Origin of the sequence: Aeromonas sp. V90_14 (assembly GCF_029967615.1) — a bacterium.
Taxonomy (GTDB): domain Bacteria; phylum Pseudomonadota; class Gammaproteobacteria; order Enterobacterales; family Aeromonadaceae; genus Aeromonas; species Aeromonas hydrophila.
In genome coordinates this window covers 1-22,895 of the sequence record NZ_JASCAS010000013.1, presented here as the reverse complement: position 1 = coordinate 22,895, position 22,895 = coordinate 1, and the positions used below count along the sequence as shown (strand labels likewise).

The following is a 22,895-nucleotide window of genomic DNA, read 5'->3' as shown; positions in this document are numbered from 1 at the left end:
GGCATTCGCCATGCGAGAGTAGGACACTGCCAGGCACCCAACACGAGAAACCCCGTTCAGATGAGCGGGGTTTTTTATTGTCTGAAATTCAGCGTGTTGTAGTCTTGGTGCCAGCTCCAATTATTGCTCCCCCTTTGTCGTGAATGCTTCAGTACCGCTAGATTGATGTTGTTGAACTCTCGATATCTCGATGTTTATCTTCTCATTTTCAAATCTCACCGTACCCTCCAGCCACTGGTTCTGACCGCTTGTAGCGTTTGAGCTGTCCAGCTATTCCATTCGTCGATGATCACTATTGCTGCTGCGGGGGATGACAAGGGAGGCTGGATCCATAGACTGTCTCTTTCAGGCATAAGGAGCTGTGTATGTTGGGGATCCACGATCTGGCGTTGTTTGTCGTATCCGGCCTGCTGTTGAACATGATGCCGGGACCGGACTCCCTGCTCATCATGCTGCGCAGCGGTTCACAAGGTTGGCGGGCCGGTTCGGTGGCAGCGTTGGGAATAGGGACGGGCACCATGGTGCATGTGCTGGCGGCTGCGCTGGGACTGTCGGCTTTGCTGAGTGCCTCGGCCGAGCTGTTCACCGTCATCAAGTTGATGGGGGCACTCTACCTGGTCTATCTGGGCGGCTCGCTCCTGTGGCAAGGGGCTGGCTCACCGGCTGTGCGCGAGCCTGCCGTACGGCTGCCTGCGCTCTCCTACGGCCGGATCTTCCGACAAGGGTTGCTGACCAATGTGCTCAACCCCAAGGTAGCCCTGTTCTTCCTCGCCTTTGTTCCCCAGTTCATCGCTCCCGATGCACCGCAGAAGGCGCTGGCCTTCATCGTGCTGGGTTGCATCTTCAATTTCAACGGTATGATCTGGTGCCATCTACTGGCCTTCTCGACCGCTTATGCGAGCCGCAAGGTGGCCTTGCCTGGCTGGTTGGGCCGCTGGCTCAACCGTTTGATGGGAGGCTTGTTCGTGGGGCTTGGCATCAAGCTGGCGGTGGAGTGAGAGGGTAAACGCCGGGCATAGAAAAAGGCGTATCCCATTGCTGGGATACGCCTTCGTCTGCATTGCAGCAGGCTGACTGAAATCAGTTCATGCCGTAGCGCTTGAGTTTCTTGCGCAGAGTACCGCGGTTGATGCCCATCATCACGGCGGCGCGAGTCTGGTTACCACGGGTGTACTGCATGATCACGTCCAGCATGGGAGCTTCGACTTCGGAGAGAACCATATCGTACAGATCAATCACTTCCTGACCGTTCAACTGGGCCAGGTAGTTACGCAGGGCCTGTTGCACAGAGTCACGCAGGGGGCGCTGGGTCGGCTCGGCAGCGTGATTGTGAGTAGTTGTTACCAATGCATCAGAAGTCAGGGTTTGTTCGAACATATTCGGTCGGCTCTTTAGTTATGCGTTAACCTAATCCATCGAAATACGCTTCGAGTGCCTCGAGTTGTGCATCTGCACAATCCAGGGCATTGAAGTGCTTACGGAATTCTCGGCCCGTCTCTTCTTCATCCAGATACCAGCCCACGTGTTTACGGGCAATGCGCGCTCCCAGATATGCACCATAAAACTGGTGCAGGTTGGTTACATGCTCGTTCATCAGGGTGCGAACCTCTTCCCTTTCGGGAGGCGGCAGCTTGGTGCCCGTCTCAAGAAAATGACGGATTTCCCGGAAAATCCAGGGTCGTCCTTGCGCAGCACGGCCGATCATCACGGCATCAACGCCGGTATAGTCGAGGACATACCGGGCCTTCTCCGGGCTGTCTATGTCGCCATTGGCGACAACAGGAATCGATACGGCCTGCTTAATCGCCCTGATAGTGTCGTACTCCGCCTCGCCCCGATAGAGGTCGGTACGGGTACGACCATGCACGGCAAGGGCCGCGATACCGCAATCTTCGGCGATTCGGGCGATCTCCTCGCCATTGCGGTTATCCGGATCCCATCCTGTGCGGATCTTCAAGGTGACAGGTACCTCCACTGCGTCCACCACGGCCCGGCAGATGGTTCTGACCAGATCGGGTTGGCGCAGCAGGGCGGAACCTGCCAGCTTCTTATTCACTTTTTTTGCCGGACATCCCATGTTGATGTCGACGATCTGAGCGCCCTGCTCCACGTTGTAGCGGGCAGCAAACGCCATCATCTCGGGGTCGGCTCCGGCAATCTGGACCGATCGCAAGCCACCTTCTGCAGAGTGATCCATTCTCATCCTGGTTTTCTGGGTATCCCAGACATCCGGGTTGGCCAGCAGCATCTCGGAAACGGCCATGCCGGCGCCCAATCGTAAACAAAGTTCACGAAATGGTCGGTCTGTTACACCGGCCATGGGAGCCACAATCAGGGGAGTTTCAAGCGTGTGGGGACCTATCTGCATTCCACGGTTACCATCGGCTTAGGGCGGCGTATATTACGCATTTTTTAGTCAGGAGAAAAGGTTAGTATTTGAGCGTCAGCCATTTTTTTCTGAAAAAAACGTCGCGCCAAGGCTTGCAAATTCAGGAGTGCTTGAAAATCAGACATATTGTCGAGCCGGACTGGCGGGGCCAAATGGGTGAGGGGAGAGGCGATTTGCCTGTCCCCATCCCGGACCGGTTTGCGTTATGATAGCGAGCTTGTATCGAGCAAAGGCTCCAAACAATTTCATTACAAACAGATTGGGGATGTATGACGGCAAGGTTCATCAAATCTCTCTACCCGTGTCTGCTTGGCGCCGTGCTGGGTTCGGCCCAGGCCCAGACGGTCAGTTTCAGCGAAGCCTGGAGTCGGGTCATCCGCCAGGATGACGGGCTGGCGGCCGAGCAGGCAGGGGTGGAGCGGGCGCAGCAACTGCGCGAGGCGGCCAAGGCCATGTATCTGCCCAAGGTGGATGTGGGGGCCAGCTATACCCACCTCGATCAGCCGATGGAGCTCGACATGATGGATCTCAACCCCATCGCCAACCATCCGGAATTCGGCAAGGTGCTGGCGCCCATCATGCAGGCGCTCAAGCTGACGCCCAACGACTTCGTCACCCCCCTCACCAAACAGAACGTGGTGACCAGCTCGGTCAAGATGCTGTGGCCGCTGTTTACCGGTGGCCGCATTGATGCGGCACAGGACATTCGCCAGGCCCAGGTGAGCGAGGCGCAGCAGTTGCTGGTGCTCAAGCAGCAGTCCACCTTCGAAAGCCTCTCCCAGACCTACTTCGGCGTGGTGCTGGCGGCCCAGGTGGTGCAGACCAAGCAGGAGATCGAGCAGGGGCTGTCCCGCCATCTGGAGCATGCCAAGAAGCTGGAGGCCCAGGGCCAGATTGCCCGGGTCGAACGTCTCTCCGCCCAGTCGGCCTATGACCGAGCGCGCATCGATACCCAGAAGGCAAGGCGCAGCCTGGAGATCGCCCAGCTGGCCCTTGGCCACATGCTCAAGCTCAAGCAGGCCGAGCCCAACACCCAGCTCTTCATCAACCAGCAGATGCCCGAGCTCGACGCCCTGGTGCAGGAGACGCTGGCGGTGCATCCCGGTCTCAAGCTGCTGACGGCCAAGAAGGAGCAGGCGCAGGGGATGATCAAGCTGGAGAAGGGCAAGTACGCCCCCGAGCTGTTCCTGTTCGGCAACTACAACCTCTATGAGGATGATTCGCTGGCCTCCAAGACCACGCCGGATTGGCTGGTCGGGGTGGGCGTCAGCATGCCGCTGGTGAGCCGTGACGGCCGCTCCGAGACGGTACAGGCGGCCAAGAGCGCCGAGCTGCAGGTCAATCTGCTGCAGGCCAAGACCCGCCAGGATCTGGAGCTGCTGGTCGAGAAGACCTGGCGCGAGGCTGCGCAGGGGCTGGAGGAGTTCCAGTCGCTCTCTTCCACCCAGGCGCTGGCCGAGGAGAACGTGCTGCTGCGGGACAAGGCGTTCGGGCAGGGGCTCTCTACCTCCCTCGACGTGGTGGATGCCCGCAACCAGCTGGCCGGGGTCAAGACCCAGCGCGCTGCTGCCGCCTATCAATACGTGATCTCGCTGGCCCGCCTGTTGGCACTCTCCGGTCAGATGAACAGTTTCAATCAATATCAGCATGGGCAAGTGATCGAGGTGAATTCATGATCGCGCGCCACTCTGCTCCTTTTTTCATGTCTGTTTCGACCGCCAAGGGTCGCCCGTTTGCCGAGGTGAATGCATGAGTCATCCCCCCATCAAGAAGAAGATGAGCCAGGCCAAGCCGCTGTTGCTGCCACTGGCGCTGGTGCTGCTGGTCATCTGGCTGGGCTGGTGTTTCTGGCTGGCCTATCAGCCGGAGCCGGTGCGCCTGCAGGGGCAGATCGAGGCGCAGCAGTACTCCGTCTCCTCCAAGGTGGCGGGCCGCATCGACGAGGTGCTGGTTAAAAAGGGTGATCAGCTTGTCAAAGATCAGCTGGTGTTTACCCTGGCCAGCCCGGAAATCGAAGCCAAGCTGAGTCAGGCCAAGGCTGGTCAGGCGGCAGCTGGCGCCATGGCCGAAGAGGCCGAGAAAGGGGCGCGCGCGCAGCAGATTGCCGCCGCCAAGGATCAGTGGCAAAAGGCCAAGGCAGCCGCGCTGCTGCGTGGCAAGACTTACGAGCGCATCGCCAGCCTGCATCGGGATGGCGTGATGCCGCTGCAAAAGCGCGATGAGGCCTGGACCGCCTGGCAGGCGGCCAAGTACAGCGAAGGCATGGCCTGGCAGCAATACCAGATGACCCTGGAAGGGGCGCGGGAAGAGACCAAGATTGCGGCGCGCGAGCAGGCCAAGATGGCAGCCGGTGGTGTGGCCGAAGTGGAGGCCTACCTGGCCGATACCCGCATCGCCAGCCCGCACACCGGGGAAGTCTCCCAGGTGCTGCTGCGCAGCGGAGAGCTGGCGCCGCAGGGCTTCCCGGTGGTGACCCTGCTCGACATGAGCGATGCCTGGGCCCAGTTCCACGTGCGTGAAGATCTGTTGCCCCGCTTTGCGCTGGGTACCGAGTTCGATGCCCGTATTCCCGGCCTGGGCGAGCAGACGGTGCGCTTCAAGGTGACCCATGTGGCCGTGATGGGGGATTTCGCCACCTGGCGTGCCACCGATACCCGCCAGGGCTTTGACATGAAGAGCTTCCAGGTAGAGGCGCGCCCGCTGCAACCGGTTGAGGGGCTGCGGGTCGGCATGAGCGTGCTGGTCGAACTCTGATGGGACGTGAATGGCGGTTGCTGTGGCAGGATCCGTTCGGCCGGGCGCTGGCAAGCTGGCTACCCCTGTTGCTGATAGGGATCCTCTGCTGGGTCTTTTCGGCAGGGCTGGCGCGGGATCTCAAGATAGGTCTGGTGGATCTGGATCAGAGCCTGCTGTCACGTGAGCTGGCCTTCTCGCTGGATGCCTCCGCCGGACTCAAGGTCGCCCAGCAGTTTGATTCCATCGAGGCAGGGGCCCGCGCACTGCGAGGGGGCGACATCTACGCCCTGGTCGTGCTGCCAAACCACCTTGAGCGCGATGCCCGGCAAGGCACCCAGCCGCAGGTCACCGTATTCAACAACGGCCAGTTCATCCTGATCGCCAAGCTGGTCAACTCGGCGCTGGCCCAAGTGGTCGGGACGCTCAACGGTCAGGTGGGCGTGCTCTCGGCCATGGCGGGCGGCAAGGCGCTGCCCGGTGCGCTGGGGCAGGCGGTGCCCATCGCCAGCCAGGTGACGGCGCTCTACAACATCAACTCCAGCTATGCCCAGTTTTTGCTGAGTGCCCTGTTGCCGGCGGTGTGGCAGATCCTGGTGGTGCTCTACGGCATCAATGCGCTGGCCCGCACCGATCGGCTGGGGCTGGACTGGACTACCAAAGGGGTCTGGTTCGGTCTCTGGCGCACCCTGCTGCCCCACGTGCTGATTGGCTGGGGCTGGGGGCTGGGCTGGAGCCTGCTGCTGTTCAAGGGGTTTGGTTACCCGATGCAGGGCAGCTGGCTGGTGTTGACGGCAGGACTGGGGCTGGCGTCGGCCGCCTGCGTCAGCATGGGGGCCTTCTTCTACGGCATCATCCGGGATCCGGCCCGCGCCCTGTCGCTGGCCGGTGCCTACACCGCGCCGGGCTTTGCCTTCATGGGGGTCACCTTTCCGGTCAGCGCCATGGGGGATTTCGCCCAGTTCTGGCGCAGCCTGCTGCCCATCTCCCACTATGTCGAGCTGCAGATAGGCCAGACCAACTACGGTCAACCGCTGGCGGCGGCGCTGCCCCAGTTTGGCGCCCTGCTGCTGTTTCTGCTGCCCCTGCTGTTGGTGGTTCGCCGCTATCAGGCTCAGGCGAGCGCGGTTCCCGTTAATGAGGAGCCCAGGTCATGATGGAATGCTGGGGTTTGCCACGCCTCGAGTGGCGGCCGATTGATTTGAGCCTCTCGCTGGCGCCACAAATCGCCGCCTCCTGGCGGTGGAAGGAGCCAATGACATGCTAGGTTTCTGGGATCTGCTGCGCCTCGAGCTGCGCACCCTGCTGGCGGACAGGGCCATCATGCTCACCCTGTTCGGCGGCGTCTTCTTCTACTCCTTCCTCTACCCGCAGCCCTATCTGCACCAGCTGCCGCGGGAAGAGGCGGTGGTGGTGGTCAACGAGGACGGCAGTCAGCTCTCCCGCCAGCTGGAGTTCATGGCCGATGCCACGCCGCAGGTAAAACTGGTGGCGCGGGCGGGCAGTCTGGATGAGGCTCGCGCGTTGCTGCTGGCGGGGCAGGGCAGCGGCATTTTGCACATCCCCCGCCACTTCTATCGAGATCTGATGCAGGGCAAGAGCGTCACCCTTAGCTATGCCGGCGATGCCTCCTACTTCCTGGTTTACGGCACCATTGCCGAGGGGCTGGCCCAGGCGGGCGGCACCCTGGCCGCCCAGGTGAAGGTCGCCAGATTGCTGAGTCACGGTGAGGCCTTGCCGCAGGCCGCCATGGGCTGGAATGCGGTGGCGCTCAACGTGCTGCCGGTGTTCAACCCCACCATGGGCTATGTGAACTACGTGGTGCCGGCGGTGTTCGTGCTGATCCTGCACCAGGTGCTGCTGATGGGCACCGGCATCCTGGGGGCGACCCAGAACCAGCGCAGACAGCGCGGCGAGGCGGGCTACTGGCAGCATGCCCCCATCCTGCCACTGCTGCTGGCCCGCACCCTGGTGGTGGGGGGGCTGTTCGTGCTGCCGGTGAGCTACTTCTTCGGCTTCTGTTTCGATCACTACAACATAGTGCGCACCGCCGAGCCGGCCGCACTCTGGCTGTTCACCCTGCCGTTCCTGCTGGCCACCACCTGGCTGGGAGTGGTGCTCGGGGCACTGTTTACCCGCCGGGATCTGCCGACCCAGGTGGTGCTTGTCTCCTCGCTGCCGCTGGTCTTTCTGGCCGGTTTCATCTGGCCGCTGGAGCTGATCCCGACTCCGCTCAACTGGCTGGCCCAGTGGGTGCCGAGCACCCCGGCCATCGAAGGATTTCTGCAGCTCAACCAGATGGGGGCCGAGTTTGCTCAGGTCTCCCACTACTGGTGGCAGCTGTGGGGGCTGGCGCTGCTCTACGGGGGGCTGGCGTGCCTGCTGTTGCGTTGGCGGCGGCCGTCGTTGCCGGTTGCCAGCCAGCCTGCCGCGCAGAGTGAAACGATCGCCGGTTAAGCGGGATGGTACCAGCGCGCGTGATACGGCGTGTGCGGTAAAGCGAAAAACGGTCAGCCCTTGGGCTGACCGTTTTTGTATGCGCTGGACTCAGTGAAGCTGGCGCAGCTTTAGCCGCGCTGGAGCTCGGGATCGCCGATGGCGTAGATCTGGCTGTGTGCCGTCTTGTCACCCAGCAGACGCAGCCCGCAGGCGGCGACGTCGGCACGACGCACCAGGCCGTGCACCTCCTCGCCCTGGCTCAGCACGGCCTGACCGGTGGCCTCGCCATCCTGCAAACCTGCCGGACGCAGTATGGTCCACTCGAGCACACTGGTCTGCAGCCAGCTCTCCGCCAGGCTCTTCAATCTGACCTCGTGACCGAAGGCTGCCCGCGCCCGCTGTGGCAGATATTGCCAGCTGTCGCCGCAACCGAGTGAGGTCACCAGCAGCAGGCGCTTGAGCCCCGCCAGCTCCATCTGATCGATCACCTGCCGATTGCCCAGATAGTCGACAGGCTCTGCCTGGCGAAAACTGCCGAGGGTGGAGATGACCTGCGCCCCGTCGCCGGCCAGCTGGCAGGCCGCCGCTACCGCTTGCGGGTCGAGGGCATCGCCGCTGACGACCTCGACTCCCTGAGCGCGCAGCTCGGTGGTCACCTCGGGACTGCGGATCAGGGCGATGACCCGGTGGCCCTGCTGCAGGGCTTGTTCGGTGAAGGCGCGGCCTAGCCCGCGGCTGGCTCCGAAGATGAGTGTGGTTGGCATGCTGCTGCTCCCTTTGACGAAAGGGCTAGCCTAGAGGGTTGTGGGGAGGCTGTAAATGAGAGTTGTTTTTATTTGTCTGGGGAAGAGGGAAGCGGCGAGCCAGGGGGGAGCCTGGCTCGCACGGGGATCAACCGTTGTAGTGGCCGATATGGGGGCGACGGCTGGGGCCGCTCAGGTGGATATCCACCGGATTGAACGCCTTGATCGCTTCGAACGCGAAATCACCTATCGCCTGATGCAGGCTCTGGGGATTGTGGTTGGTGATGAGGATGACGCTTTTCGACAGGTTGCGACGGCGGCGCAGCAGGTGGCCGAGGAAGCTGGACTGGCTCTCCGCCATCTTGGCGCGGTTGGCCGAGACCTCGTCGATGATCAGCAGATCCACCTCTTCCAGGGCTCGCCGGTACTGATTGCGCTCTTCCTGATCCTGGATCACGTTGAAGAACAACCTGTCCACGATGGAGGCCCACTGCTGGAAGATCACCGACTTCTGGTGGCGTGCGATCAACTCGTGCGCCACGGCGCCCGCCAGGGTTGATTTGCCGGTGCCGTAGTCACCGTAGATCAGCATGCAGCCACCACCGCTCTTCTCCCAGTGCTCGAAACCGCTGATGAAGTAGCGGGCGGTCTCGATGGGATATTGCAGCGCCAGATCGCCGGCATCCATCCGTTCAAACACCCAGTCGGGGTTGAGGTCGGCCTGGGCGATCAGCTTCTGGATCCGCTCCTGGCGCGCCGCCTTCTGCAGCTCGCGCACCTCGGCATTGGCCTTGGCGTCGTACTCTTTGCGCAGGGTCTCGTAGTCGTACTGGCTGCCGCCGGTCTCTTGCTGAAGGCGACGAATGCGCTCCAGCAGGCCTCCTACGTGGCGGCTCAATTCCGGGTCGTGAACGCGATGATCCTGCTTGGCCTTGGCGATCTTCTGGCGCTTGGCTTCGATCTCTTCCAGCTCCTGGCGCAGGGGATCGTGCGGGTCAGTCATGGAATGCTCCTTCTGCTCGGTCTGGGGTGGGGACAGGTCTCTGATTTTGCCTGCTGGCGGTGCCTGCTATCAATCATTATCCGGCTCCTGTGACTGGCCGGCCAGCCGCTTGGCCTCTTCGATCATCTCCTGCGCCCGCTTGCTTGGGCCCGCCTCGACCTGTGCCGGGGTCACCTGCTGGTAGCCCTGCGCCTCCATCGGCTTGCGGCGGGTATAGCGGCGGGTCTTGAGGGCGCGGATGAACTTGAGCATCCACTGGTGCTGGGAGTCGAACACCTCGGGTCGCCCCAGCCAGTAGGCGATGAACTCGCCGAGATCCTCTTCGCTGTAGCTGGCATCGATCACCCCGCACAGGCGGGCGAGGGCCGGCAGCTCTGTATCCGGGCGCCATTGCAGGTGCATCTGGAATGGGCGCTCCGGCAGCGGGCTGCGCACCCGCTGGGTCAGCAGTGGCAGCTGGAACGGGCACTGATGGTAGTGCTCACTGTCGTTTTGCGCCTCGACTTGCAGCAAACCCGCCTCCATCAGCTCATCGAACAGCTCGGTCAGCTGGCGGGCATTGACCTGAAAGGAAAAGCCGCTGGGATCGCCCGGGTCGACCACCGCCAGCGCCCGGCCGAGTTCGGGGTAGTTGAGCCTGGCCAGCTGATTTTCCAGCACCAGCCGGCGCAGCTGCAGGGTATAGAGGCTGCGGGCCGGGTGGGACAATCTGGGATGAGCGAGGGCGCTGTATTCGGCAGGGGTCATGGCATGCTTCATTGACGGACGTGGCGGTATTATCCCCCATGGCGCAGCCTCATACAATTGATGGCATGTCCGGCACCGCCGGCGGGTGGTCGGCTCGCTCGCAATCGGGGTTGATTGTTTTCGTATGACGCTGTTTCTTTGGCAGCCAAGCTGCAAAGAGGAGAAAAAGCTGAGTTTCGATGAGCATCATTAGCTGCTTTATTTCAAGCAGTTGGCCGCCAGAATAGCTAGCAGGCATGGATTTTTCGGCGATTATTCAATCATCTGATTGGTCAATGCAGTCGGTTATGGTCTAGGCTTGAGGCTAAATAACTGGTTGACTAATAAGAGCTTTATCAAGATGTCAAAAGCCGGACTACGGATCCTGGTGGTGGAGGACGAAGCCGTTTTTCGCCACTCGCTGGTCAATTATCTCGCTCACGATGGTGCCTGCGTGTTCCAGGCCGAAGACGGCATTGAAGGTCTCTCTGCCGCTGCTCTCTATCACCCCGATGTGGTGTTATGTGATTTGAACATGCCCAACATGGATGGGCATGAGGTGATCGCCTGCCTCACGGCCCGCTACCCTCATATTCCTGTCATTGTCATCTCGGCCCAGAGCAAGATGGAGGCGGTCGAGCGAGCGCTGCGCGCCGGTGCCCGCGATTTCCTGCTCAAGCCCATCTCTGACTTCGGTCAGGTGCGTCGCAGCATAGAGCAGTGCCTGAGCGCCAACCACGGTTATGGACAACAGCTGGAGTTGATGGAGCACATCGACTTCTTTCGTGAACACGACCAGGCGGCGACCCGGCTGCTGGCCTGGTTGAAGCCGCCTGGCCTGCAGGAGTGGGGGCCCTGGCAGGTCACCTTTGAAGGGATGGGCAATCTGTTCATTCCCGATACCTTCAAGGTGGATGACAAGCTGCTGGTGCTGGTGATGGAGCTGCCGATCCTCGGGGTGGATGCCGCCTTTTGCGGCGCGCTGGTGCGCTCCCTGATGAACGCCCCGTATCGCCAGTTTCAGCGTGGCGAGAGTCTGCTGCTGACCCAGCCCCACCGGTTGCTCGATTACCTCAATCTGCAGCTGGTCGAATCCGGTCTGCGCCACTCCTTCGCCATGGCCGCTCTGTTGTTTGATCAGGAGGACGGGCTGGTCTTTGCCAATGCCGGGCTGACTTCGCCCCATTGGCTGGTGCGCTCCGGCGGCCTGCCACTCGGTCTGCTGCGTACCAGCCACTACGCCTTGCACAGACGCAGCTGGCATGAACCCTTTGACCTGCAGTTTCGCAGTGACAGCGGCAGTGCCCTGCATGTGCAGGTTCGACATCATTGAGGCCGTGTCAGACGGCCACATGCAAAGAGGGCGCCCATGGGCGCCCTCTTTGCTGCTGACAATCCTGACTGCTTAGACGGCGGCAGATTGCAGCTTCTTGTCGTGTTCCTGCGGCTCTTTGGCCGGACCTTCTGCACCGTGCATCCAGTAGACCAGGCGATTGGCCATGGTCAGCAGGATCAGCGCGCTGATCACGGCGGCCAGTGCGATGCCACCGAAGATGGCCATAGCACCGGATTCGCCGACGAAGGAGCCGATGAAACCGGCGGCATAGTTGGCCAGGGCCACGAAGCCGAACCAGGCACCCATCATCAGGGAGGCCAGGCGCAGCGGAGCCAGCTTGGTCACCATGGAGAGGCCGATCGGGGAGAGGCAAAGCTCGCCCAGGGTGTGGAACAGGTAGGCACCGACCAGCCAGAACATGGAGGTCTTGACGGCCTGATCACCACCTTGCTCCAGCACGGCACCGATCATGAACAGGAAGCCCACGGCCAGGAACAGCAAGCCCATGGCGAACTTCACCGGGGAGTTCGGCTCTTTCTTGCCGAGCTTGATCCAGATGGCGGCCACGATGGGGGCCAGCGTGATGATGAAGAAGGGGTTCAGGGACTGGAACCAGGCGGTCGGCACTTCGAAGCTGCCGATCATGCGGTCGGTATACTCCTGCGCGTACAGGTTCATCAGACCACCGGCCTGCTCGAAGCCTGCCCAGAAGATGATGGTGAACAGACCCAGCACCAGGATGACCTTGATGCGATCCACTTCTTGCTTGGTCAGCGGAGCCTTCTGCTCCTTGGAGCGCTGCTCGGCGGCGCGCTGGGCGGCCGGCACGCGGCCGATGTCACCCAGGAAACGCTGAGCCATGGTGGCCTGTACCACCAGGGAGAGCAGCATGCCGATACCGGCGCTGACGAAGGCGGCTTGCCAGCCATAGGCGGTTGCGGCAGCGCCACAGATCACGCCGGCCAGCAGGGAGCCCAGGTTGATACCCATGTAGAAGATGGTGAAGGCACCGTCACGACGGTGGTCACCTTCCTGATACAGGTCACCCACCATGGTGGAGATGTTGGGTTTGAACAGACCGTTACCCACGATCAGCAAGCCGAGACCCGAATAGAAGACGGTGTTGACCATGTCCGGGAACATGGCATGCGGCAGCGCCAGGGTAAATTGGCCGGCGGCCATCAGCACGGCACCAAACAGAATGGCGCGGCGTTGGCCGAGGAAGGTATCAGCCAGCCAGCCGCCGATGATCGGGGTAATGTAGACCAGACCGGTATAGATGCCGTACAGCTTGAGGGCATCGGCCTGAGTCCAGCCCATCCCGCCGTTGGCAGTCATGTCAGTCAGATAGAGCACGAGCACGGCACGCATGCCGTAATAGGAGAATCTCTCCCACAGTTCGGTACTAAAGAGCAAAAAAAGCCCTTTAGGGTGACCTAAAAAGGTCCCTTTGGACGGATTATTCATTGGAACTTCCACCTGTGTCTTATATTTTTTTAGAAATTTTATGCAAGGGCTAGGAACAAGCCATAATCCTTATAGAACAAGCGTGATTAAATTACAATATTATGATTTAGCGATATTTTATCTATCAATGGTTGAATATTTGTTTATAAAATGAAAAAGGGCATCGAATGATGCCCAGTATATAATGCTATTAACAGGTTAAATATTCAGCTATTACAACTGTTTGACGAACTGTTTCAGCCACGCAATGAATTCACCGTTCAGTTCCGGGTGGCGCACGGCATATTCCACGTTGGCTTTCATATAACCCATCTTGCTGCCGCAGTCGTGACTGCGACCCTTCATGAAGTAGGCGTTGACCTGCTCCTGCTCCATCAGCATGGCGATGGCGTCGGTCAGCTGGATCTCGTCGCCGGCACCGGCCGGCGTCTTCTCCAGCAGCGGCCAGATGTTGGAAGAGAGCACGTAACGGCCGACCACGGCCAGATTGGAGGGGGCCTCGTCACGGGGCGGTTTCTCGACGATGGCCTGCATCGGCAGAGACATGCCCTCGCTCAGCGCTTCGCCCTTGATGTCGGCGATGCCGTATTTGTCCACTTCACTCTCGGGGACGGCTTCCACCATGATCTGGCTGATGTGATCCTCTTCGAACATGTGCACCATCTCGGCCAGGTTGTCCTGCTTGGGATTGCTGGCCACCTCGTCGATCAGCACGTCCGGCAGCAGCACCGCAAACGGGTTGTCGCCGATCAGCGGACGGGCGCAGAGCACCGCGTGCCCCAGACCTTTGGCTTCCCCCTGGCGGACGTGCATGATGGTGACGTCTTTCGGGCAGATGTGTTGCACCTCTTCCAGCAGTTGCCGCTTGACCCGCTTCTCGAGGGTCGCTTCCAGCTCGAAGCTCTTGTCGAAGTGGTTCTCGATGGAGTTCTTGCTCGAGTGGGTAACCAGGATGATCTCCTTGATGCCGGCGGCGATGGCTTCGCGCACTACATACTGGATCAGCGGTTTGTCGACGACGGGCAGCATCTCCTTGGGGATGGCCTTGGTGGCTGGCAACATGCGGGTGCCCAGACCGGCGACGGGAAGAACGGCTTTGCGTACAACGAGCGGTGTCTTTTTCATGGAGAGAGTCCAGAGATACAAAGTGGGCCCATGATACCCGAAGAAAAATAGGGCAGCCACAGGCTGCCCTTATGAGGGGAGGGGTATGGATCGGTTACTTGACGATAATCATGTCCCGATTTGCTTCCAGCGTGGCTGGCCCGATGCCGCTCACATCGGCCAGTTGATCCACGGTAGTGAACTTGCCCTGCTTCTCGCGGTAATCGACGATGGCCTGGGCCTTTTTCTCACCAATGCCCTTGAGCGCAGTCAACTCATTGATATTGGCGGTGTTCAGGTTCACCTTGCCGCTCTCCTTGGCGGCGGTGACCGTGGTTGCCGGCTTGGCAGCAGGCTTGTCGGCGGCCAGCAGAGGCTGGCTGAGCAGGGGCAGGCAGCTCAGCAGCAGGGTGGCGGTGAGGGTCTTGTAGTTCATGGCGTCACGTCCTTGTGTGGTTTGGTATGCCTATTGAGAATTAGCCGAGTCGCGCCACTTTTTGTCTGTCAGAAGTAACAGGGTTATAACTCAGCTGAATCGGCTATAACCCAGGCCATTCCAAAATAGGTACACTGTGCTAACCATTTGACCAGGATGTCTTTTCTTATGTTTTTTCCTGCGATTTCCGAGCTGGAGCCCATCGCCCGTGCCGCCGGTGACGCCATCATGGCCATCTACAGTCAGCCCTTTGCGGTGGAGTACAAGCAGGACGAGAGCCCCTTGACCGCCGCCGACAAGGGGGCGCACGAGGTGATCGTGCAGGCGTTGGCCCGGCTGACTCCCGACATCCCCGTATTGTCCGAGGAGTCCGGGCCAGAGGTGATGGCGGCGCGCCACGGCTGGTCCTGCTACTGGCTGGTGGACCCGCTGGACGGCACCAAGGAGTTTGTCTCCCGCAACGGCGAGTTCACCGTCAATATCGCCCTGATTGAAGAGGGAGCTCCGCGTTGGGGACTGGTCTATGCCCCGGTATTGGACCAGCTCTGGTATGGCGGCAAGGGGCTGGGGGCCTGGCGGGTGGCTGATGGCAAGCGTGAGGCCATCCAGAGCCGACCTCATCAGGAAGGTACACCCTGGCGGGTGGTGGGCAGCCGCAATCACCTCTCCCAGGCCACCCTGGATTACCTGGCGGGCTTTGGTGACATGGCGCGGGGCGAGATTGAGCTGATTTCCATGGGCAGTTCGCTCAAGTTCTGCATCATCGCCGAAGGGGGCGCCGAGCTTTACCCGCGCCTCGCTCCCACCTGCGAGTGGGATACCGGCGCGGCGCAGGCGGTGCTGGAGGGGGCGGGCGGCAGCGTCACCCAGCTCGATGGCTCGCCGCTGCGCTACAACAAGCCGGACATCCTCAACCCCTGGTTCGTGGCCAAGGCATAAAACGAGATATCGGGATACAAAAAAGCCGGACTGACGTGAACTGCCAGTCCGGCTTTTTTTATTTCTCTATTCGCGTTGGGTCAGAAGACCTTCTTGAACGGCTTGATGGTCACCTTGGCATAGACACCTGCCGCCACATAGGGATCGGCATCAGCCCAGGCCTTGGCATCCGCCTGTGAGGCGAACTCGGCGATGACGGTGCTGCCGGTGAAGCCGGCATCGGCCGGATCCTCGGCATCAATGGCCGGGTTGGGGCCGGCGGTGAGCAGCCGTCCTTCATCCTGCAGCGCCTGCAGCCTGGCCAGATGGGCCGGGCGCGCCTGCTTGCGCAGCGGCAGGCTGCCCTGAACATCTTCGGAATAGATGAGATACCACATGAGAGGATCCTTTTCTTGATGGCAGTTATTTTTTCATTTCATTTTTCTGCTCGGCGGGCAGGTGGCGATAGAGATAGACACCGCTCAACAGAGTGAATACCAGGGTCATGCCGAGCAGACCGAACACCTTGAAGTTGACCCACATCTCCTGCGGCAGGTTGAAGGCCACATAGAGGTTGAGCAGGCCGCAGACGGTAAAGAAGCCGACCCAGCCGAGGTTGACCCGATCCCAGACGGGATCCGGTGCCTGCAGCTCCTTGCCCAGCATCTGCTTGATCAGGTTCTTGCCAAAGCCGTAACGGCTGATGAGCAGGCCCAGTGCAAACAGTACGTTGATGACGGTAACTTTCCACTTGATGAAGGTGTCGTCGTGGAAGAAGACGGTGAGACCACCGAAGAAGCCGACCAGCAGGAAGGTGAACAGCTGCATCTTCTCGACCTTGCGATAGCGGATCCAGCTGTAGGCGAGCTGCAGACCGGTCACCACCACCAGGGCGCCGGTCGCCATGTAGATGTCGTAGAACTTGTAGACTGCAAAGAAAACGATAAGAGGAATAAATTCAATAAATTGCTTCATGTCTGGCTCGTCGCCCTCAAAAGTGGACCGCAAAATTTCATTCAGTGTACCTGCCTGATGGGCAACGGCAAATGAATAAGACCGCTCATTCACCAGCCAGTTCCTCAGCCAAATAGCTGCCTTGTGATCTCGGCGCCCAGCCGCTGCTGATCCGCCAGCAGATCGCGGATGTGGCGCTCTTCGATGAGCGGATTGAGCAGCACGGCCCGCAGCAGGGTGAGCGGCTGGGGGCCGTAGCGACCCACGGCGCGCTGGGTGCGGGAGACAAAACTGTGCCCCTCGGCGCGCTGAGCCTTCTGCAAGGCGACGTTGAAGGTATTGACCTGTTCGTTGGTAGCCTCGTCCAGTACCTTGCCCTGCAGATGAGGGGGGATGCAGCGATAGGAGAGCAGGTTCATCACCGGGGCCGACATCAGCTCGAAGGCGGGATCCTGGTCGATAAGGCTGGCCATCAGGCGGGCCCGGTCGTAGTTGGCCTCGATGAGCTCGGCATAACCCTGCTGGCCGAACAGCTGGAAGGCTGCATCCAGATAGAGTGCATTGGCCGGGCGTGTGCCCTCCAGGGTGAAGCGCCCCTGATCAAAGGAGCTGGCGCGGATGGCGTAGGGGGCCTCCCGCTTGACCGCCATCATCAGGTCCGGCTGGCGGCAGAGCAGCATGCCGGTACCGAGCGGCACCAGCAGTTGCTTGTGGCCATCCAGGGTGACGGTATCGGCTCGCTCGATCCCCGCCAGCAGCGCCTGATAGCGGGGCGAGAACAGGGTCGGGCCGCCCCAGGCGGCATCCACATGGAAGTGGATCTGCTCGCGCTCGGCAATGTCCGCCAGCTCAGGCAAGGGGTCGATGGAGCCGAAATCGGTGCTGCCGGCCACGCCGACCAGTGCCAGCACCTTGAGCTTCTGCTCCTTGCACTGGACAAGAGCCTGCTCCAGCGCCGCCATGTCGAGCCGGTTCTGGTCGTCGGTGGGAAGGCGCCAGACGCTGCGTGCCCCCAGCCCCAGCAGATCCATCCCCTTGTCGAAGGAGTAGTGCATCAGCCGCGAGCCCAGGATGACGGCGCCGCGATAGCCCTGCTCATAGAGGGCGAACAGGTTGTCGCCGCAGGCACGGTTGCGGGCCAGCCAGAGGGCGGTGACGTTGGCGATGGTGCCGCCGCTGGTCATGACGCCGAGGGCGGCATCCTTGGCATGCATCTGGGCGTCATAGAAGAGATCGTCGGCGCGATAGATGAGGCGGTGCAGCTTGGCCAGCACCTCCCGCTCCAGAAAGCTGAGCAGACGGGAGGACTCCATCTTCATCGGGTTCTGGTTGAGCATCACCACCAGGCGGGACAGCTCGGCAGTGAAGGCCGGTAACGGGGCCGTCATGTGGCCCATGTAGCGTGGCGAGGTGAGGTGGGATGCGCCAGGCACCAGGGTGGCCAGACGTGCTAGGTACTCATCCATGGCGATACCGGTGGCCGGCATGCGGGATTGATCGAGCTGGTGGGTGAACTGGTCGCGCTGGTAGGGAGCCTGACTGTCATCCGAGTGGTGGAAGGTCTCCAGCAGATCCGTCATGGCCTGGCCGAAGGCCGGATCCGGTAGTGCAAACAGTTCAGTCAACTTCATCAGGTTCTCCAGACCGGGTTGCCAGGGAGTCACTGGGGGGTGAGCAAGCGCGGTGGCAACAGCTACGTGGGCATCGGCCGCAGAGCATACACCAAAGGCCAGCGGGTGACAGCCATGCGCATCTCCTCAACACACGGCAAATGGCATGAAAATCACTTTAAGCTAACACTTGTACTCTGAAATGGCGGCAGCTAGAGTGAGCACAGTTTGGGCAGGAGTATGCAATGAGCAGTGTGACGGATTATTCGCCCCGCGAGGAGCTGGCCAACCGCCTCAGCCATGGCCTGGGGCTGGTGTTGGGGATCCTGGGATTGGTGTTGTTGTTGAACAAGGGCTGGGCGCAGGGCCCTCAGGTGCTGGTCAGTTACAGCCTCTATGGTGGCAGCCTGGTGCTGCTTTACTTGGCCTCGACCCTCTACCACAGCATGGCGGAAGGGCCGGCGAGGCGTTGGTGCAAGGTATTCGACCACTGTGCCATCTATCTGCTGATCGCCGGTACCTATACCCCCTTCCTGCTGGTGGCGCTCGACACGCCGCTGGCACAGGGGTTGATGGTGGTGATCTGGGGGCTGGCGCTGGCGGGGGTGGTGTTCAAGCTGCTCTTTATCAACCGCTTCAAGAAGCTGTCGCTGTTTACCTACCTGATGCTGGGCTGGCTGTCGTTGCTGGTGGTCTATCAGCTTTATATCCATCTGGAGGGGGAAGGCTTGCTGCTGCTCGGGCTGGGTGGTCTCATCTACAGCCTGGGGGTGATCTTCTATGTGGCCAAGCGCATTCCCTACAATCACGCCATCTGGCATCTGTTCGTACTGGGGGGCAGCGTTTGTCACTTTATGGCCATTTATGGCTACGTCGCCTAACTAGCCCTTAATTGGTATTTTTTGCTGCTCGAAAGGATAAATTCGTGCGGTATCACACAGTTGGTCGCGACGTTTGCTGACAAGCTAGGGACAGTTCAATTCGCAAAGGATGCACGAAATGAGTGATATCGCGCTTTCCATCAGCATGTTGTCGCTGGTGGCAGTGCTGGGGCTCTGGCTGGGAAACTGGCGGGTCTATGGCGTCGGTCTCGGGATCGGAGGGGTGCTGTTCGGCGGCATTATAGTGGGCCACTTCGCCGGCCTCTCGGGGCTGGCGCTGGATGAGCAGACCCTGCACTTCATCCAGGAGTTCGGCCTGATCCTGTTTGTCTACACCATCGGCATTCAGGTCGGCCCCGGCTTCTTCTCCTCCCTGCGCAGCTCCGGCCTCAAGCTCAACGGCTTCGCCGCCCTGCTGGTACTGCTTGGCTGCGCCGTGGCGGCCGCCCTGCACCAGCTGTTCGACGTGCCGCTGCCGGTGATCCTGGGGGTCTTCTCCGGCGCGGTGACCAACACCCCTTCTCTCGGTGCCGGCCAGCAGATCCTGGCGGAGCTGGGCGCCGCGCCCGGTTCCACCGGCCTGATGGGGATGGGCTATGCGGTCGCCTATCCGTTCGGCATCTGTGGCATCTTGTTGACCATGTGGCTGATCCGTATGTTCTTTCGTATCAAGATCGACGAAGAAGCAGCCCAGTTTGAACAACAGGCCGGCAAGACCAAGGAGAGTCTGCAGACCATCAACATCGCGGTGCGCAACCCCAACATCCACGGTCTGATGCTGAGCGAGATCCCGAGTCTCGACGAGGCAGACGTCATCTGCTCGCGCCTCAAGCGCGGCGAGGAGCTGATGGTGCCGCGGCCGGATTCGCGCATCGAACTGGGCGACCTGCTGCACCTGGTGGGTGAGCGGCACGCTCTGCGCAAGGTGCTGCTGGTACTGGGGGAGGAGGTGGAGACCTCGCTCTCCACTCGCGGCACCGATCTGCGGGTGGAGCGGGTGGTGGTGACCAACGAGCAGGTGCTTGGCAAAAAGATCCGTGATCTCGACATCAAGCAGAAGTATGACGTGGTGATCTCGCGCCTCAACCGGGCCGGCATCGAGCTGGTGCCGACCAGCCAGACCAGCCTGCAGTTCGGTGACATCCTCAACCTGGTGGGACGACTCGACGCCATCGAGGCGGTCACCAATGTGGTGGGCAACGTACAGCAGAAACTGCAGCAGGTGCAGATGCTGCCGGTGTTCATCGGCATCGGCCTTGGCGTGCTGCTCGGCTCCATCCCCTTCTACCTGCCCGGGTTCCCGGCGGCGCTCAAGCTGGGTCTGGCGGGCGGCCCGCTGGTGGTGGCGCTGATCCTGTCGCGCATCGGCAGCATCGGCAAGCTTTACTGGTTCATGCCCCCCAGTGCCAACCTGGCGCTGCGGGAGATCGGCATAGTGCTGTTTCTGGCTGTGGTGGGCTTCAAGTCCGGCGCCGGCTTCATCGATACCCTGATCAACGGCGATGGCCCGGCCTGGATGATGTATGGGGTGGCGATCACCCTGATCCCGCTGCTGGTGGTCGGCGTGCTGGCCCGTCTGTACGGCAAGATGAACTACCTCACCCTGTGCGGCTTGCTGGCCGGCTCCATGACGGATCCTCCCGCCCTGGCGTTTGCCAACGGCATGCACCCCACCAGTGGTGCCAGTGCCCTGTCGTACGCGACCGTCTATCCGCTGGTGATGTTCCTGCGCATCATCTCACCCCAGTTGCTGGCCATCCTGCTGTGGGCTGGCGCCTGATATGAAGCCCCTGACGGGGGCACTGGCAGTGCTCCCGTCATCAAAATGCAACACATTGATCATCTTGATTTTATTTTCCATCCCCACCGTTGTTGACCCTTCTGTTTAACCGACCGTTCCAGCCTCAAATCAGTCTATCCATTCGAATTTTCTAACTGGTTTCCGGCGCCATTCGCGGGCACATTAGACGGTGGAATATTGCATGCCAATAGAGATTCAGGAGAGAACATGAGCAGCCACAATATCGCATTGGATCAGGACGTCGTCGTTACCCAGTTGAAAGGCAAGGTTTATCTGGTGGCCGCTGATGGCAGCCAGAAGCAGCTCGCCGAAGGCGATATCCTGCCCAAGGATGCGGTGCTGATCACTCCTGAAGGCGCCAGCTTCAAAGGCGGCAACCAGACTTTCACCCTGAGCCCGACCAACGAGCAGCAGGTTGAGGATGAAACGTCTCAAGAGCCGCAGCTTGCCCAGAATGTGCCGTCCGGCAATCCCAATGACATCGCGGCCCTGCAGCAGGCCATCCTGGGCGGCGCCGACCCGACCAAGGCATTTGAAGCATCTGCCGCGGGTGGGGCGCCTGCCGCCGGTGGTGGTGGCATTGGTGGTGTGGCTGGCGCCAGTGGCAACGGTGGTTTCGTTACCATCGATCGTACCGGTGATGCCACCATAGCGGCGGCCGGTTTTGATACTGCCAACCAGACCGATGCCGGCGTGATCGCTGATGCACTGCCGGGTGAAGAGAATCGCCTGATTGATCTCGTCCCGCCGGTGATCACCGTCTCCGCACCTGACAATACCAACGACACGACCCCGACCATCACCGGAACCACGGATGCCGACGCAGGCAGTACCGTGACTCTGCTGGTGACCGATGCCAATGGCAACCAGCAAACTCTGATCACCACCGTCAATCCGGATGGCACCTTCAGCGTGGATGTCACCACTCCGCTGGTTGATGGCTCCTACACAGTGACGGCCAGCGTCACCGATCCGGCCGGCAACACCGGCACCGCGACCGATGACGGCAGCGTGGACAGTACCGCTCCCTCGGCGCCACAAGTGGAAATCCAGGACGGCGCGGACAATGTCATCTCCGCCAATGAGCGCGAAAACGGGGTGGATGTCATCATCCGGCTGCCGGGCGACGCCAAGGCTGGTGATCGTCTCGATGTGGACTGGAACGGTGATGGCGTGCCTGACTCCAGCAGAATTCTGACGACCGACGACATCGGCCGTACCCAGGTCACTCTGACTATCCCTACCACGGATCTGCCGGTCAACGGCCCCATCACGGTGGATGCCACCCTGACCGACCCGGTGGGCAACACCTCGCCCAAGGGGACCGACAACAGCGTGGTGAATGCCGCGCCTCTGCCGGGCGACGACCAGTTCACCGTGGCGGAGGACGGCACCGTCACCATCAATGTGCTTGGCAACGACACGGATGTGGATGGCGATCGTCTCACCATTACCGCCATCAACGGCCAGACCATTGCCGAAGGCGGTACGGTAGCGATCAGCAATGGTTCCGTCACCCTGAGCAATGGCCAGCTGATCTTTACGCCGGCCCCGGATTTCAATGGCAACATCGCGTTTGAATACACCATCACCGATGGCCTGAACAGTGCCACAGGCGGCGTGACCGGGACTGTTACGCCGGTCAATGATGCGGCCGTCATTACCGGCACCGACACCGGCGGCGTGGTTGAAGACGAGACCAACCCGACTCTGACCGAGACCGGCACCCTGAGCGTGACCGACGTGGACGGCGCCGACGAGGCCAAGTTCCTGGCCGGCAACGGTGCCCCGAGTGCGGACGCACTGGGCAGCCTGACCATCACCGAAGGCGGTGCCTGGACTTACAACGTCGACAACAGCAAGGTGCAGTACCTGGGCGAGGGCGAGACCAAGGTCGAGACCTTTGTGGTCAAGTCCGTGGATGGCACCACCCACACCGTCACCATCACCATCACCGGCGTCAACGATGCCGCGGTGATCAGCGGTAGCGACACTGGTAGCGTGGTGGAAGACGAGGCCAACCCGACTCTGACCGAGACCGGCACCCTGAGCGTGACCGACGTGGACGGGGCGGATGAAGCCAAGTTCCTGGCCGGCAACGGCACCCCGAGCGCGGGCGCACTGGGTAGCCTGACCATCACCGAAGGCGGTGCCTGGACTTACAACGTCGACAACAGCAAGGTGCAGTACCTGGGCGAGGGCGAGACCAAGGTCGAGACCTTTGTGGTCAAGTCCGTGGACGGCACCGAGCACACCGTGACCATCACCATCACCGGCGTCAACGATGCCGCGGTGATCAGCGGTAGCGACACTGGCGGCGTGGTGGAAGATGAAACCAACCCGACCCTGACCGAG

Annotated in this window: 21 protein-coding genes; 10 read left to right on the top strand and 11 right to left on the bottom strand. The window is 61.0% G+C overall.

Annotated features, from left to right (window positions below; translation table 11 throughout):
• Positions 1-365: 365 nt before the first annotated feature.
• Positions 366-998: a LysE family translocator gene (locus QLG02_RS09865; protein ID WP_118880542.1), complete on the top strand. Its 633-nt coding sequence runs from the start codon at positions 366-368 to the stop codon at positions 996-998.
• Between the two features lie 82 nt (positions 999-1,080).
• Here the strand turns inward: QLG02_RS09865 and fis are convergent, their stop codons facing one another.
• Both fis and dusB read right to left on the bottom strand, forming a co-directional pair.
• Entirely contained in the window at positions 1,081-1,377 is a 297-nt protein-coding gene (fis, locus tag QLG02_RS09860) for a DNA-binding transcriptional regulator Fis (protein WP_005309538.1), read from the bottom strand.
• A gap of 25 nt (positions 1,378-1,402) precedes the next feature.
• Positions 1,403-2,368, bottom strand: a complete 966-nt coding sequence (gene dusB, locus QLG02_RS09855; RefSeq protein WP_011707259.1) for a tRNA dihydrouridine synthase DusB — start codon at positions 2,366-2,368, stop codon at positions 1,403-1,405.
• A 290-nt stretch (positions 2,369-2,658) separates the two neighbouring features.
• Between dusB and QLG02_RS09850 the strand changes: the two genes are divergently transcribed.
• The 4 genes from QLG02_RS09850 to QLG02_RS09835 all read left to right on the top strand — a co-directional run bounded on the left by QLG02_RS09850 (position 2,659) and on the right by QLG02_RS09835 (position 7,579).
• Positions 2,659-4,065, top strand: coding sequence for a TolC family protein (locus QLG02_RS09850; RefSeq protein ID WP_135319048.1), 1,407 nt, complete (start codon positions 2,659-2,661; stop codon positions 4,063-4,065).
• Between the two features lie 73 nt (positions 4,066-4,138).
• Positions 4,139-5,143, top strand: a complete 1,005-nt coding sequence (locus QLG02_RS09845) for a biotin/lipoyl-binding protein (protein ID WP_282465088.1) — start codon at positions 4,139-4,141, stop codon at positions 5,141-5,143.
• A complete protein-coding gene (locus QLG02_RS09840; protein ID WP_282465087.1) occupies positions 5,143-6,279 on the top strand; it encodes an ABC transporter permease in 1,137 nt (378 codons plus the stop codon). Before QLG02_RS09845 ends, QLG02_RS09840 begins: the two co-directional genes overlap by 1 nt.
• Positions 6,280-6,382: 103 nt before the next feature.
• Complete coding sequence (locus QLG02_RS09835) at positions 6,383-7,579, top strand: ABC transporter permease (RefSeq protein ID WP_282465086.1); 1,197 nt, start codon at positions 6,383-6,385, stop codon at positions 7,577-7,579.
• A 110-nt stretch (positions 7,580-7,689) separates the two neighbouring features.
• On the opposite strand, the gene QLG02_RS09830 is transcribed toward QLG02_RS09835, so the two are convergent.
• From QLG02_RS09830 to QLG02_RS09820, 3 genes are all read right to left on the bottom strand, one after another.
• On the bottom strand, positions 7,690-8,325 hold the full coding sequence (locus tag QLG02_RS09830) for an SDR family oxidoreductase (protein ID WP_282465085.1): 636 nt from the start codon (positions 8,323-8,325) through the stop codon (positions 7,690-7,692).
• A 127-nt stretch (positions 8,326-8,452) separates the two neighbouring features.
• Positions 8,453-9,307, bottom strand: coding sequence for a DnaA/Hda family protein (locus QLG02_RS09825; RefSeq protein WP_282465084.1), 855 nt, complete (start codon positions 9,305-9,307; stop codon positions 8,453-8,455).
• A 69-nt stretch (positions 9,308-9,376) separates the two neighbouring features.
• On the bottom strand, positions 9,377-10,054 hold the full coding sequence (locus QLG02_RS09820; RefSeq protein ID WP_158196739.1) for a DnaT-like ssDNA-binding domain-containing protein: 678 nt from the start codon (positions 10,052-10,054) through the stop codon (positions 9,377-9,379).
• 340 nt (positions 10,055-10,394) lie between these two features.
• On the opposite strand from QLG02_RS09820, the gene QLG02_RS09815 reads away from it, so the two are divergent.
• A complete protein-coding gene (locus tag QLG02_RS09815; protein WP_017410997.1) occupies positions 10,395-11,366 on the top strand; it encodes a response regulator in 972 nt (323 codons plus the stop codon).
• A 72-nt stretch (positions 11,367-11,438) separates the two neighbouring features.
• Here QLG02_RS09815 and QLG02_RS09810 read toward each other — a convergent pair whose 3' ends face one another.
• The 3 genes from QLG02_RS09810 to QLG02_RS09800 all read right to left on the bottom strand — a co-directional run bounded on the left by QLG02_RS09810 (position 11,439) and on the right by QLG02_RS09800 (position 14,376).
• Positions 11,439-12,836 carry a peptide MFS transporter gene (locus QLG02_RS09810; RefSeq protein WP_011707249.1) on the bottom strand — a complete coding sequence of 466 codons (1,398 nt, stop codon included), beginning with the start codon at positions 12,834-12,836 and terminating at the stop codon, positions 11,439-11,441.
• A gap of 213 nt (positions 12,837-13,049) precedes the next feature.
• The gene (galU, locus tag QLG02_RS09805; RefSeq protein WP_282465083.1) at positions 13,050-13,961 is read right to left on the bottom strand and encodes a UTP--glucose-1-phosphate uridylyltransferase GalU; all 912 of its coding nucleotides are present in this window, start codon (positions 13,959-13,961) and stop codon (positions 13,050-13,052) included.
• 94 nt (positions 13,962-14,055) lie between these two features.
• On the bottom strand, positions 14,056-14,376 hold the full coding sequence (locus QLG02_RS09800; RefSeq protein ID WP_017410999.1) for a ComEA family DNA-binding protein: 321 nt from the start codon (positions 14,374-14,376) through the stop codon (positions 14,056-14,058).
• A 168-nt stretch (positions 14,377-14,544) separates the two neighbouring features.
• Between QLG02_RS09800 and cysQ the strand changes: the two genes are divergently transcribed.
• Positions 14,545-15,315, top strand: coding sequence for a 3'(2'),5'-bisphosphate nucleotidase CysQ (cysQ, locus tag QLG02_RS09795; protein ID WP_282465082.1), 771 nt, complete (start codon positions 14,545-14,547; stop codon positions 15,313-15,315).
• An 80-nt stretch (positions 15,316-15,395) separates the two neighbouring features.
• On the opposite strand, the gene QLG02_RS09790 is transcribed toward cysQ, so the two are convergent.
• The 3 genes from QLG02_RS09790 to QLG02_RS09780 form a co-directional block, all read right to left on the bottom strand.
• Positions 15,396-15,692, bottom strand: a complete 297-nt coding sequence (locus tag QLG02_RS09790; protein ID WP_005309589.1) for a YciI family protein — start codon at positions 15,690-15,692, stop codon at positions 15,396-15,398.
• A gap of 25 nt (positions 15,693-15,717) precedes the next feature.
• Positions 15,718-16,269, bottom strand: a complete 552-nt coding sequence (locus QLG02_RS09785; RefSeq protein ID WP_024946223.1) for a septation protein A — start codon at positions 16,267-16,269, stop codon at positions 15,718-15,720.
• A 104-nt stretch (positions 16,270-16,373) separates the two neighbouring features.
• Positions 16,374-17,879: an aminotransferase class V-fold PLP-dependent enzyme gene (locus QLG02_RS09780; protein WP_282465081.1), complete on the bottom strand. Its 1,506-nt coding sequence runs from the start codon at positions 17,877-17,879 to the stop codon at positions 16,374-16,376.
• A 224-nt stretch (positions 17,880-18,103) separates the two neighbouring features.
• Between QLG02_RS09780 and QLG02_RS09775 the strand changes: the two genes are divergently transcribed.
• The 3 genes from QLG02_RS09775 to QLG02_RS09765 form a co-directional block, all read left to right on the top strand.
• Positions 18,104-18,739 carry a hemolysin III family protein gene (locus QLG02_RS09775; protein ID WP_282465080.1) on the top strand — a complete coding sequence of 212 codons (636 nt, stop codon included), beginning with the start codon at positions 18,104-18,106 and terminating at the stop codon, positions 18,737-18,739.
• 118 nt (positions 18,740-18,857) lie between these two features.
• Positions 18,858-20,519: a putative transporter gene (locus QLG02_RS09770; protein ID WP_017411002.1), complete on the top strand. Its 1,662-nt coding sequence runs from the start codon at positions 18,858-18,860 to the stop codon at positions 20,517-20,519.
• 228 nt (positions 20,520-20,747) lie between these two features.
• On the top strand, positions 20,748-22,895 hold a 2,148-nt coding region (locus QLG02_RS09765; protein ID WP_282465079.1), incomplete at its 3' end, for a retention module-containing protein.

Excerpts from the sequence above, each read along its gene's own strand:
- QLG02_RS09815 (WP_017410997.1), top strand. The coding sequence starts at position 10,395 with ATGTCAAAAGCCGGACTACGGATCCTGGTGGTGGAGGACGAAGCCGTT.
- QLG02_RS09840 (WP_282465087.1), top strand. The coding sequence starts at position 5,143 with ATGGGACGTGAATGGCGGTTGCTGTGGCAGGATCCGTTCGGCCGGGCG.
- QLG02_RS09800 (WP_017410999.1), bottom strand. The coding sequence starts at position 14,376 with ATGAACTACAAGACCCTCACCGCCACCCTGCTGCTGAGCTGCCTGCCC.
- QLG02_RS09830 (WP_282465085.1), bottom strand. The coding sequence starts at position 8,325 with ATGCCAACCACACTCATCTTCGGAGCCAGCCGCGGGCTAGGCCGCGCC.
- QLG02_RS09770 (WP_017411002.1), top strand. The coding sequence starts at position 18,858 with ATGAGTGATATCGCGCTTTCCATCAGCATGTTGTCGCTGGTGGCAGTG.
- QLG02_RS09835 (WP_282465086.1), top strand. The coding sequence starts at position 6,383 with ATGCTAGGTTTCTGGGATCTGCTGCGCCTCGAGCTGCGCACCCTGCTG.
- QLG02_RS09850 (WP_135319048.1), top strand. The coding sequence starts at position 2,659 with ATGACGGCAAGGTTCATCAAATCTCTCTACCCGTGTCTGCTTGGCGCC.
- QLG02_RS09810 (WP_011707249.1), bottom strand. The coding sequence starts at position 12,836 with ATGAATAATCCGTCCAAAGGGACCTTTTTAGGTCACCCTAAAGGGCTT.
- QLG02_RS09780 (WP_282465081.1), bottom strand. The coding sequence starts at position 17,879 with ATGAAGTTGACTGAACTGTTTGCACTACCGGATCCGGCCTTCGGCCAG.
- dusB (WP_011707259.1), bottom strand. The coding sequence starts at position 2,368 with ATGCAGATAGGTCCCCACACGCTTGAAACTCCCCTGATTGTGGCTCCC.
- galU (WP_282465083.1), bottom strand. The coding sequence starts at position 13,961 with ATGAAAAAGACACCGCTCGTTGTACGCAAAGCCGTTCTTCCCGTCGCC.
- QLG02_RS09785 (WP_024946223.1), bottom strand. The coding sequence starts at position 16,269 with ATGAAGCAATTTATTGAATTTATTCCTCTTATCGTTTTCTTTGCAGTC.
- cysQ (WP_282465082.1), top strand. The coding sequence starts at position 14,545 with ATGTTTTTTCCTGCGATTTCCGAGCTGGAGCCCATCGCCCGTGCCGCC.
- QLG02_RS09845 (WP_282465088.1), top strand. The coding sequence starts at position 4,139 with ATGAGTCATCCCCCCATCAAGAAGAAGATGAGCCAGGCCAAGCCGCTG.
- QLG02_RS09825 (WP_282465084.1), bottom strand. The coding sequence starts at position 9,307 with ATGACTGACCCGCACGATCCCCTGCGCCAGGAGCTGGAAGAGATCGAA.
- QLG02_RS09865 (WP_118880542.1), top strand. The coding sequence starts at position 366 with ATGTTGGGGATCCACGATCTGGCGTTGTTTGTCGTATCCGGCCTGCTG.
- QLG02_RS09790 (WP_005309589.1), bottom strand. The coding sequence starts at position 15,692 with ATGTGGTATCTCATCTATTCCGAAGATGTTCAGGGCAGCCTGCCGCTG.
- fis (WP_005309538.1), bottom strand. The coding sequence starts at position 1,377 with ATGTTCGAACAAACCCTGACTTCTGATGCATTGGTAACAACTACTCAC.
- QLG02_RS09820 (WP_158196739.1), bottom strand. The coding sequence starts at position 10,054 with ATGACCCCTGCCGAATACAGCGCCCTCGCTCATCCCAGATTGTCCCAC.
- QLG02_RS09775 (WP_282465080.1), top strand. The coding sequence starts at position 18,104 with ATGAGCAGTGTGACGGATTATTCGCCCCGCGAGGAGCTGGCCAACCGC.